At 45.3% G+C, this 10,926-nt stretch carries 12 protein-coding genes; 2 read left to right on the forward strand and 10 right to left on the reverse strand.

Translation table 11 applies throughout. The features are described from left to right. The first annotated feature begins 285 nt into the window (after nt 1–285). On the forward strand, nt 286–489 hold the full coding sequence (locus FKN16_RS05475) for a hypothetical protein (RefSeq protein ID WP_162860661.1): 204 nt from the start codon (nt 286–288) through the stop codon (nt 487–489). Between the two features lie 76 nt (nt 490–565). Here the strand turns inward: FKN16_RS05475 and bioD are convergent, their stop codons facing one another. Genes bioD through bioB form a run of 4 tightly spaced genes read right to left on the reverse strand, consistent with a single transcriptional unit; the run spans nt 566 to nt 4,245 of the window. Further along, a complete protein-coding gene (gene bioD / locus FKN16_RS05480; protein ID WP_005390831.1) occupies nt 566–1,252 on the reverse strand; it encodes a dethiobiotin synthase in 687 nt (228 codons plus the stop codon). Beyond that, nucleotides 1,249–2,055: a malonyl-ACP O-methyltransferase BioC gene (gene bioC, locus FKN16_RS05485; protein WP_152812426.1), complete on the reverse strand. Its 807-nt coding sequence runs from the start codon at nt 2,053–2,055 to the stop codon at nt 1,249–1,251. The genes bioD and bioC overlap by 4 nt, the downstream gene beginning before the upstream one ends. Next, nucleotides 2,055–3,206 (reverse strand): 8-amino-7-oxononanoate synthase, encoded by a 1,152-nt coding sequence (gene bioF, locus FKN16_RS05490; RefSeq protein ID WP_170902197.1) that lies wholly within the window; start codon nt 3,204–3,206, stop codon nt 2,055–2,057. Before bioF ends, bioC begins: the two co-directional genes overlap by 1 nt. Then, nucleotides 3,193–4,245, reverse strand: a complete 1,053-nt coding sequence (gene bioB / locus FKN16_RS05495; RefSeq protein ID WP_012841957.1) for a biotin synthase BioB — start codon at nt 4,243–4,245, stop codon at nt 3,193–3,195. Before bioB ends, bioF begins: the two co-directional genes overlap by 14 nt. Before the next feature lie 130 nt (nt 4,246–4,375). On the opposite strand from bioB, the gene bioA reads away from it, so the two are divergent. Continuing rightward, nucleotides 4,376–5,656 (forward strand): adenosylmethionine--8-amino-7-oxononanoate transaminase, encoded by a 1,281-nt coding sequence (bioA, locus tag FKN16_RS05500; protein ID WP_170902198.1) that lies wholly within the window; start codon nt 4,376–4,378, stop codon nt 5,654–5,656. Between the two features lie 69 nt (nt 5,657–5,725). Here bioA and FKN16_RS05505 read toward each other — a convergent pair whose 3' ends face one another. The 6 genes from FKN16_RS05505 to lolA all read right to left on the reverse strand — a co-directional run bounded on the left by FKN16_RS05505 (nt 5,726) and on the right by lolA (nt 10,883). Further along, the gene (locus FKN16_RS05505) at nt 5,726–5,992 is read right to left on the reverse strand and encodes a DksA/TraR family C4-type zinc finger protein (RefSeq protein WP_104971493.1); all 267 of its coding nucleotides are present in this window, start codon (nt 5,990–5,992) and stop codon (nt 5,726–5,728) included. A gap of 137 nt (nt 5,993–6,129) precedes the next feature. Continuing rightward, entirely contained in the window at nt 6,130–6,570 is a 441-nt protein-coding gene (locus tag FKN16_RS05510; RefSeq protein ID WP_170902200.1) for a hypothetical protein, read from the reverse strand. Continuing rightward, nucleotides 6,564–7,295 carry an ATPase gene (locus tag FKN16_RS05515; protein WP_085343595.1) on the reverse strand — a complete coding sequence of 244 codons (732 nt, stop codon included), beginning with the start codon at nt 7,293–7,295 and terminating at the stop codon, nt 6,564–6,566. The genes FKN16_RS05510 and FKN16_RS05515 overlap by 7 nt, the downstream gene beginning before the upstream one ends. Before the next feature lie 206 nt (nt 7,296–7,501). Next, nucleotides 7,502–8,809 carry a serine--tRNA ligase gene (serS, locus tag FKN16_RS05520; protein WP_170902202.1) on the reverse strand — a complete coding sequence of 436 codons (1,308 nt, stop codon included), beginning with the start codon at nt 8,807–8,809 and terminating at the stop codon, nt 7,502–7,504. 91 nt (nt 8,810–8,900) lie between these two features. Beyond that, on the reverse strand, nt 8,901–10,256 hold the full coding sequence (locus FKN16_RS05525; RefSeq protein ID WP_212756466.1) for a replication-associated recombination protein A: 1,356 nt from the start codon (nt 10,254–10,256) through the stop codon (nt 8,901–8,903). Beyond that, the gene (gene lolA, locus FKN16_RS05530) at nt 10,257–10,883 is read right to left on the reverse strand and encodes an outer membrane lipoprotein chaperone LolA (protein ID WP_005390816.1); all 627 of its coding nucleotides are present in this window, start codon (nt 10,881–10,883) and stop codon (nt 10,257–10,259) included. Nucleotides 10,884–10,926 lie beyond the last annotated feature (43 nt).

The raw sequence follows: 10,926 nt of genomic DNA on the forward strand, positions 1-10,926 counted from the left end.
CAAGCGATTTCTAGGCACGTTCTGATAAAAGCCATTACCTCCATTCATATTCATTCCTTTCCGTAATGAAAAGTACTTTGAATCGCACCTCATCTATCAATGGATGACCTTGATGTTAAATCAATCACCTCTGGGCAACTTAGCTAGAAATATTTTACTAGACCAAAAACAGTATGTTAGCCCCGCTATAGACTTTGGTCTTATTGTGCGGCGACATGGACATGCTAGATTCAAGTGAGATGAACAAAACAGAGCCACTCTAAGTACATTAAAAAGGTACATTAGGTGAGCTCAAAACTTCCATGTATTGAGGGAAAAACCATGGTAGAAACTAACGATTATCAAATGGCTATTGATTTACTACGTTGTCATCTAGGCATCTCAGAGGATGAGGCGAAGCAACAACTTGGTATTTCAACCGATCATCATATGTCTCAGCGTGTTGCAGAAACTCAGCAAGCATTGATGGGGCTTAGCCAAGATAAGTAATCTGATGTTATAGACTACACCAATAAAAAAAGGGCTGCATTACGCAGCCCTTTGGTTTTTAGTATTTTAAACACAATCAGTCAGTATTTAGCAAAGGCTCGACATTAATGTACTTGCCTAGCTCTTTGCGCTTAGCACTTGGAATGTATGGGATTTCGCCAAGCTTAGGCGCACCAATACGCGCTTCAAGCATCTCGATAATATCAGCATAGTGCTCGGTGCCAGGGTTCACTCGGTTTGCCACCCAACCAACAAGATTCAAGCCATCTGCTTTAATACTTTCTGCCGTGAGTAAAGCATGGCTCAAACAACCTAATTTAATACCAACCACCAAGACCACGGGTAACTGCTCTGCTTGTACCCAAGTAGATAAACAGTCGGTATCTGACACAGGCACACGCCAACCACCAGCGCCCTCAACGAGAACGACATCAGCTTGCTGCTTGTGTTGAGCCAGCTTTTCACTGAGGAGTTCGTATTTTATTTCGACATGTTCATGTTTTGCCGCTATGTGAGGAGAAGCAGGCAATTCTAAAGCGTATGGATTCACATCATCATAAGCGACATCAAGTGTCGCGGCCGCTTGTAAATGTAAGGCGTCAGAGTTACGCCATCCAGCTTCAGTCTTATCACTCCCTGCTGCCACTGGTTTATAACCAATAGTGTTTAGTCCTTTTGCTGCCAACGCTTGCAAAATGGCTTTAGACGCTACCGTTTTTCCTACATCAGTATCCGTACCAGCAATAAAAAAAGCATCAATCATAGATGTATTACTCCAAAACAAACCTGATAACTTGCAGGTAGAAGACCTTGATCATTTTTAAACGCTTGGTACTCATGCTCAACTTGCAACAAAGTCTCTCGACTGGTTAAACCATGTGAGCGCCCGCTTACGTGATTTGCACCTATACCTTTGAGGTCACGCATAACTGAAAATGCTGAGTCGTACCAAACTGTGATGGTGGTCAAGTCTAGTTGATGGTTGTCACATCGAGATTGCGCTAACGCAATTTTTACCTGATTGAGCGATAGAAAGTTATTGACGTGTTGATATGCATCAATTTTTTTCCATGATGCACGCAACTCGCACAGTGACCCTTCAGCTAGTGTAGAAAAAGCCGCCTTCCCATTAGCTTTTAGTACACGACGAACTTCTCTCAGGGGATAACTTAAATCGGCACACCATTGCAAAGCCAAGCTAGAGAATACGTAGTCGAAGCTTGTATCGTCGAAAGGTAAGTTTTCTGCGTCGGCTAGCACATAATTCATTCGTTCATGGCCACAGCGCACCATAGCTTTGCTTAACATCTCTTGAGAGATGTCCACACAAAACACTTCAGCGCCACGCTCTTGAAGAAGTTGAGAAAAATAGCCCGTACCACATCCTAAATCCAAAACACGTTGATGAGTTAAGTCATTCGGAAGTTTGTCTAGTAAGCGATGGCCGACATCACGCTGGAAAGCGGCATGTTTGTCGTATGTGTCAGCCGCCTTACTAAAGGAAGCGGCGATCGCTTGTTTATTAGGCAGTAAGCAATCCAACTTCATTTGCTCTGCATTATCCATTACTGCGTTCCTAATGCTTGCTTCAATGCCATTGAAAGCGTTTTAACTTGTTCGTTAGTGTGATTAGCAGTGAGTGTGATTCGCAGACGAGACGTCCCTTTCGGAACTGTTGGAGGACGAATAGCAGTAACCCAAATACCGTTTTGGCGACAAGCACCTGCTACTCGCAAAGCCAAATCAGATTCACCAATCACAAACGGCTTAATCGAAGTTTGAGTCTCAACAAAGCCCTCAACGTCGCTGAGGCTATCTCGATACACTTCACTTAACTCTGTGAGCTTTTCACGTCGCCAAGACTGCTCTTGAACCATCGAGACAGCATGCGTGAGCGCATAGGCTTGTGCCGGAGGCATCGCCGTGGAATACACATGGTGACGAGCAAACTGAGTTAAAAAGTCCCCCGTTGCGTGGTCACATAAAATAGCCGCGCCAGACATACCAAACGCTTTGCCGAAAGTAACGATCAGTATCTCGGGTTTAACCGCTGCCAACTCGCAAGAACCACCACCAGATTGGCCAAGAACGCCGATACCGTGTGCATCATCGACGGCGAACCAAGCATCATGACTGCGAACGACTTCAGCTATATCAGCAAGTGGGGCACAATCACCGTCCATGCTGAATACCCCTTCAGTCACAACTAGATGGTTGTCTTCGCTATTAATCAGCGACTTCAGGTGTTCGATGTCATTGTGCTTGAAACGCTTCATCTTAGCTGGTGACAACATCCCCGCTTCCATTAGTGAGGCATGGTTCAAACGGTCTTGGATCAATACGTCTGATTTTTCTAACAAGGTGAATAACAAAGCTTGGTTAGCACTGAATCCAGAGCCAAACAGGACTGCCCTTTCGTAACCCAGCCATTCGGTTAGTGCCGCTTCTAAATTGCTGTGCGCGGCACTAAAACCAGTCACCATCGGTGATGCTCCACTGCCACTACCATATACGCTTAAACCTTGCTGCCAAGCACGAACAAGCGCTTGGTCATTAGCCAAGCCTAAATAATCATTACTTGAGAAGTTGATGTAGCGTCTGCCTTCGTGTTCCAAAACGGACTGGTTACCGGCAAACACCACATTCATAGAACGATTCAACCCTTGCGTCTTACGCTCAGCAAGGGCGGACTCGATACGAGATTTAAACGCTGGCATCGTAGAAAAGGTCGTCTTTTGTCGGACGAGCAGCAACGCGCTCTACGACGCGATCGAGTAACTCGTTTTCTTCGATTTCATCAGGTTTTTGAGACACCTCTTGGCTGTTAATGCCGAGCTTGTCGAACAGCATCATGTCTTTGTCTTCAGAAGGGTTTGGCGTGGTCAGAAGTTTGCAACCATAGAAGACGGAGTTTGCACCCGCCATAAAACACAGCGCTTGCATTTGTTCGTTCATGTTTTCACGACCAGCCGATAAACGGACTGCGGATTGGGGCATCATAATTCGTGCTATTGCAATCAGACGAATAAAGTCGAACGGCTCAACGTCGTCCACTTCTTCCAATGGTGTGCCCTTTACCTTCACGAGCATGTTGATTGGAACGCTTTCAGGGTGTACCGGTAAGTTCGCCAATTCAACCAACAAACCTGCTCGGTCATTAGCACTTTCACCCATGCCGATGATGCCACCGGAACAGATCTTCATGCCAGCATCACGCACGTGAGACAAAGTATCTAAACGGTCTTGGTAAGTACGGGTGGTAATGATATTGCCGTAGAACTCAGGCGAGGTATCTAGGTTGTGGTTGTAGTAATCCAGACCAGCGGTTGCCAATTGCTTTGCTTGATCTGGCGTCAACATGCCCAATGTCATACACGTTTCTAAACCCATGCCCTTCACGCCTTTGATCATGTCGGTCAAATGCGGCATGTCACGCTCTTTCGGGTTTTTCCATGCTGCACCCATACAGAATCGAGTAGAACCAGCGTTTTTCGCTTTTTGTGCGGCGTCGAGTACACGCTCTACTTCCATCAGACGCTCTTTTTCAATGTCTGTGGTGTAGCGAGCACTCTGAGGACAGTACTTACAATCTTCTGGACAAGCACCTGTCTTAATCGACAAAAGCGTGCTTACTTGAACATGGTTGGTTTGTTGGTATTGACGATGAACAAGCTGCGCTTCGAATAGGAGATCCATGAATGGTTTTTCCATGAGATCGCGCACTTCAGCATGCGTCCAGTTATGACGAACTTCCACGTGTATTCCTTTAATCACTTTTGTTGTTGTGTTGACAGTCTACTGAGTCTCGATAAACTGTCAACACAACACAAAAGAACAAAGTTTACATCTGTTTATCTTTTAATCTCAATTATTATTGGAATCGCACATGGATCTCGCCTTCGACCGCCAGCATATCTGGCATCCTTACACTTCAACATTGACACCTCTGACCTGCTACCCAGTGGCATCGGCAAATGGTGTTCACATTAAATTGGAAGACGGTACTGAGCTGGTCGATGGCATGTCTTCTTGGTGGTCGACGATCCACGGCTACAACCATCCGCATTTAAATCAAGCCGCTCACCAGCAAATCGATCAAGTCTCTCACGTGATGTTTGGCGGGATTACCCACCTGCCAGCAATCAGTTTGTGTAAGAAGTTGCTATCCCTAGCACCAAGTAATCTTGAACATGTTTTCCTTGCCGATTCAGGCTCCGTTGCCGTAGAAGTCAGCTTAAAAATGGCACTGCAATATTGGCATGCAAAAGGTGAACGTCGACCGAAGTTTCTTACTTTGCGACACGGTTATCACGGCGACACCTTTGCGGCCATGTCGGTTACCGACCCTGACAACTCAATGCACTCTCTCTACAAGGGTTTTTTACCTGAACATATTTTTGCGGAGTCACCAACTTGTGGTTATTGGGATGAATGGAAGCCAGAAGACCTTACCGACTTCAAGCACCAGATTGAAACGCACCATCAAGAACTCGCTGCGGTAATCCTTGAGCCTATCGTTCAAGGCGCAGGCGGCATGCGTATCTACCATCCAGAATTTCTCAAAGGCGTGCGTAGACTTTGCGACAAATACGGCTTGTTATTGATTGCAGATGAAATCGCAACCGGATTTGGGCGTACCGGTAAACTGTTTGCTTGCGAACACGCAGATATCCAGCCAGACATTTTGTGTGTCGGGAAAGCACTCACTGGCGGCTACATGACGCTCTCTGCGACCCTAGCGAGCAAACACGTCGCGGATACTGTTTGTGGTGGTGATGCTGGTTGTTTCATGCATGGTCCAACCTTTATGGGTAACCCGCTCGCTTGTGCTGTAGCTACTGCAAGTTTGGAATTGATCGAGCAAGGTGATTGGAAGCAACAAACCCAACAAATTGAAACGCTGTTTTCTGAACTACTGCCAAAACTTGAAAAATACGACTTGGTGAAGAACACCCGTTGGTTGGGTGCCATTGGCGTTGTGGAAACGCATCGCCCAGTGAATATGGAAACCATCCAAGCCTTGTTTGTTGAATACGGAGTTTGGATTCGTCCATTTGGCAAACTGATTTATATGATGCCGCCGTTCATCAGCAAACCAGACGAAATTGAAAAGTTAGTGAATGCGATTGATGCTGCGTTACAACGCAAAGACTGCTTCGCTTCATAGTTCAATTCAACATGAAAACGGTTTGAGTATGAGACTCAAACCGTCTCGTTATTTATTAGAGCAGTAAAGCTATCGAAGTTGACTGTCTTTACTCGCTCGTCGATTAAATAATACTTGGCGTTGAGAGACCAATTCGATAGTTGACTGACATTCGATACACAAACGAACGCCTTTCATTGCAAGACGACGCGCTTCCGGAATCTCATCACCACACTCATCGCAGTAATAGGCGCTCTCACCCTTTGTGATACTGCCACGAACACGGGAAATCTCGTCGTCTATTGTGTTTTGAATTTGTTGGCTGACGCTATCGTCGTTTGCCCACCCTACGGCCATAAGCCCTCCTCGTTACTTGAATGAGAAAATCTACTTACCGTGGTAAGGTGGATGATTATATCGATTACAAATAATAAGATAATTAGGGTAAATTCGAAAACACTATTACGCTTTGGTAATAATTACTCTGCAATCGATTATTCGGCACTCTCATGGAAAAGCAATGCAAGGTTACTCATACTCCCTTCCTCACATTCAAAGTACTGCGTTTGCTCAGGCTCTCGCAAAGTAACACTGAGTATCTTCTCTACCTCACCAAACTCCTCGCTAAAGTACTCACTGACTAATATGACGCGCTCACCAATACTATATTCCAAAGACTTCTCATCTACCAACGCTCGATGATAATGTTCAACACGATAATCTTGAGGTTTTATCCGTTGTAAAACAGAGCTTTGATTCTCAATGGACTCATTAAAGATAATCCCACCTTTGCCTTGCTCTATAAAAATACTAAAGTTCATAGTTTGGTTCACTGAGCATTCAAAGACTTTTCTGGGCGAGGTGTTAGCAACAGCAAACGTGCTCATCATCGCAACACTTAAACCCAAAGTGACTGCCAATCGTTTCATTACCATTCAGCCAACACTGTAAATAGCGCTTGTTCAGACATACGGGTTAATACATATCCGTGTGAAGATGAATACGAGCCACTGAGTACACTATTCTCTTTCTCAATAACGATATCCTCGATGCCGTCAGCGTTGTAATCACCTTTTGCGGTAACGGTAATAACCTGAAAGCCATCAGTCGAATCGTAATACTCTGCTCTGACTTCACTGATGACCTGAGTTCTTTGGATATGGTCTGCTTCATCCCACGTTGATAGTGTCGTTGCTTTCTCTGCACTTTCGTCAGAAATAACAAAAGCAAGTGCACTTGGAGCGAAATTAGGAAAGGTATCGTCTAACTTAAAGTCTGATATAAATGAGCGCTTAGAGGCAGCTAACTTTGCCATCTCACTCCATGTTTGGCACTGAGTTAAATATGCTTTAAACGCGCCGTATTCATAGGCTTTTGCCGCAGTAAAGCCCGTAGAGTTTGCCGTAGCTAAGTCTTGGCAATTAGATACTAGTTTTTCTTCATCAGATGCACGTTTCAATTCAAGTTCATAGCCCCAATCGAGTGAGTTACGAAGTTGCATATTTTCTTTGGAAGGTTGCGCTATTTCGCGCGCGAAAAAGCGATCGGTTCGCTCACTATCTAAGTATTGAGGCTGAATAAGTTCACTTGCGATAACACTCTTACTAACGAGCAAAGTAAGCGCAAAAATAACAAGCAATGAAAGATGATTTACTGGCATAACGTTTAACAACAAGGGCAAATGATGCCATTAGCTTGTCACGTGAAAAACCGTTTAGAAAAATATCATTTGTCTCGTACTGCCAGATTCTGGGCGAGCTCTTCACTATTGCGTGTGCTAATTACATAACAACGTATTTTCACTCGACGCAAATAACAAAAAACCCAGCACTATGGCTGGGTTTTGGTGTTCTAGTGGCTAATGCACTAACCGATGTGCGTTGCGCCGCCCATGTACTTCTGAAGTACTGTAGGGATTGCAATGCGACCGTCTGCTTCTTGGTTGTTTTCTAGGATAGCAACCATGGTACGACCTACAGCTAGACCAGAACCGTTTAGCGTGTGTACAAGCTCAGGTTTCTTCTCGCCTTTACGACGGAAACGCGCTTGCATACGACGAGCTTGGAAGTCCCACATGTTAGAACATGAAGAGATCTCACGGTAAGTTTCTTGAGCAGGAACCCAAACTTCTAGGTCGTAAGTCTTACGAGCGCCGAAGCCCATGTCACCTGTACATAGAACCACTTTACGGTAAGGAAGCTCTAGAAGTTGTAGAACTTTCTCGGCGTGACCAGTTAGCTCTTCTAGCGCGTTCATTGAATCTTCTGGCTTAGTGATTTGTACTAGCTCAACTTTGTCGAACTGGTGCATACGAATCAGACCACGAGTATCACGACCGTAAGAACCTGCTTCTGAGCGGAAACATGGCGTGTGAGCTGTCATCTTAATTGGTAGATCCGCTTCGTCAGAAATCGTGTCACGAACTAGGTTCGTTACAGGTACTTCTGCCGTAGGAATTAGCGACAGTTTACGTGGTTCTTCGTCGTTTACTTTTTCCGCTAGAGGCTCTGTGTGGAAAAGGTCTTTACCGAACTTAGGAAGCTGACCAGTACCGAATAGGCTGTCAGAGTTTACTAGGTAAGGTACGTACATTTCTGTGTAGCCGTGTTCTTCTGTGTGAAGATCTAGCATGAACTGAGCGATTGCACGGTGTAGACGAGCAAATTGGCCTTTCATCACGATGAAACGTGCACCAGTGATCTTAACTGCACTTGCGAAGTCTAGACCGCCACCCATTTCACCTAGGTCAACGTGATCTTTCAGTTCGAAGTCGTAAGCCTTTGGTTCACCCCAACGAGAGATTTCAACGTTGTCGTTCTCGTCTTTGCCATCTGGCACTTCATCTGCCGGGATGTTTGGTACAGAAAGCGTGAATTCGTCTAGTTGAGCCATTACTTGCTCAAGTTCAACTTTCTTCGCATCAAGATCGCTACCTAGAGTACCGATTTGTTTCTTGATCTCTTCTGCGCCTTCTTTGTCGCCAGCCGCCATTTTTTGGCCGATTTGTTTGGAGATGGAGTTACGCGTGGATTGTAAATTTTCTACTTCTACTTGAATGGACTTACGTTGTTCTTCAAGTTTACGAATAGTCTCTACGTCTAGCTTAAAGCCACGACGCGCCAGTTTAGCAGCTGTTTCATCCAGCTCTGTACGAAGTAATTTAGAATCCAGCATTGTTAATCCTATGCTTTTTGTTGTGAAATCACGCGCACTTTCCAAGCGTACGCGTTAAAAAAATTTACTGAACAAATGTATCCAAAAACGCCTACTTTTCATAGCGCTTTTGTTGGCTATTTGCGTCTAATTTAGCCAAGTAATCTAACTTTTCGCCGATTTTGGTTTCTAGACCGCGATTTGTTGGCTGATAGTACTTACGATCCGCCATTTCTGGTGGCAAATATTGCTCACCGGCTGCATAGGCACCCGGCTCATCGTGAGCATAACGATACTCTGCTCCATAACCCATGTCTTTCATCAAACTGGTAGGTGCATTTCGAAGGTGATGCGGCACTTCATATTCAGGTAAGTTATGAGCATCTGTGAGCGCTTGTTTCCAAGCAACGTAAACCGCATTACTCTTTGGAGCGCACGCGAGATAAACAATAGCTTGAGCAATCGCACGCTCACCTTCTGCTGGACCAACGCGTGTAAAACAGTCCCACGCGGAGAGTGCAACTTGCATGGCTCTAGGGTCCGCATTGCCAACATCTTCCGATGCTATCGCAAGTAATCGGCGAGCGATGTAGAGCGGATCACAACCTGCGGCGATCATACGTGCAGCCCAATACAAAGCGGCGTCTGGATTTGAACCACGAATGGATTTGTGAACTGCAGAGATTAAGTCGTACCAGATATCACCTTTGTTATCGAAGCGAGAGACCTTTTCTCCAGCCACTTCCGCAAGCAACTTAAGCGTGATTTCTTTTTCACCCTGCGCGTTGTCTTCTGCCATATCGTATAGCAGCTCAAGGTAGTTGAGAGACATGCGAGCATCACCGTTCACTAGCTCTGCTAGGCGATCTAGAACGTTGTCGGCGAAATTTGCTGGTGTATTACCCAAGCCGCGCTCTTTGTCGTTAATCGCTTGATCAAGCGCCAGCGATATTTCGCTCTGGTCAAGAGAAGTCAACTTGTAAACGCGAGCACGCGAGAGTAATGCGTTGTTTAACTCAAACGAAGGGTTCTCTGTGGTCGCACCGATAAACGTAACCGTACCGTCTTCAATATGCGGTAAAAACGCATCTTGCTGCGATTTGTTAAAGCGATGCACCTCATCCACGAATAAGATAGTGCGGCGACCTGCCATTTTGTTTTCACGCGCTTTGTCGATCGCAGCCCGGATCTCTTTAACGCCAGACGTCACCGCAGATACACGCTCAACTTCGGCGTTGGCATAGTTTGCTGCCACTTCCGCTAATGTAGTTTTGCCTGTGCCTGGTGGTCCCCATAAAATCATCGAGTGAATGTGTCCCGCCTCTAGCGCTCGGCGTAGGGGTTTACCCGGACCTAAAATATGCTGCTGCCCAATATACTGTTCGATTGTTTGTGGTCTCATACGAGCAGCAAGGGGACGAAAATCTTCGTCCCCTGAGAAATCTAACGTGTAATTACTCACTACCAATTAATTCCTTTGGTCATCCACTTCCACACCATCTGGAATTGTGAATGTAAACCTGTCTACCTTTGGTTTACCAAGCTTAACATTACTAAAAGTAAACAGCCCTTTCTGACCATCTTGCTCAATAACGTTAAAGCCTTTCACTACGCCTTTTGTATCAATATTAATCTGGAATTGGCCTTGAGTAGAGTCAATTGCCGTTGGAATGAGCGTAAACTCATTACCTTTCTGAGAAATCTTATAGTTATCCCAGTCGCTTGCTCTATTGCGAGTTAACAGCACAAATGGTGTTTGCTCGGTCGCTTGCTCTTGCCAGTAAATGCTTACTTGCTCAATGAATGGGCTGTAATACCACAACGTCTTGCCATCAGATACTAAAAGGTTTTCATCAGGAAAAGTCGTACTCCAACGGAACAAGCTTGGACGAGCGATTTCAACCGTGCCCTCACCTTCCATTACCGTTTCACCTTCAGGGCTGATCACTTGCTGGGAGAAATCGGCACTGAAACCTTCGTTCATTGCGAGACGTTTATTGAGTTCATCTTTTGGAGATGCTGCATTCGCAGCTGAGAAGAAAGAAACGCTTAAAACTAGCGCTGAGAAAAGTTTCGCTGAAAATCGTTTTTTCATTCAGATACCTATCAGAGGGTCAAAGACCTAAAGTTACTCACCT

The organism is Vibrio sp. 11-4(1) (assembly GCF_013048625.1).
In the GTDB taxonomy this organism is placed as follows: domain Bacteria; phylum Pseudomonadota; class Gammaproteobacteria; order Enterobacterales; family Vibrionaceae; genus Vibrio; species Vibrio diabolicus.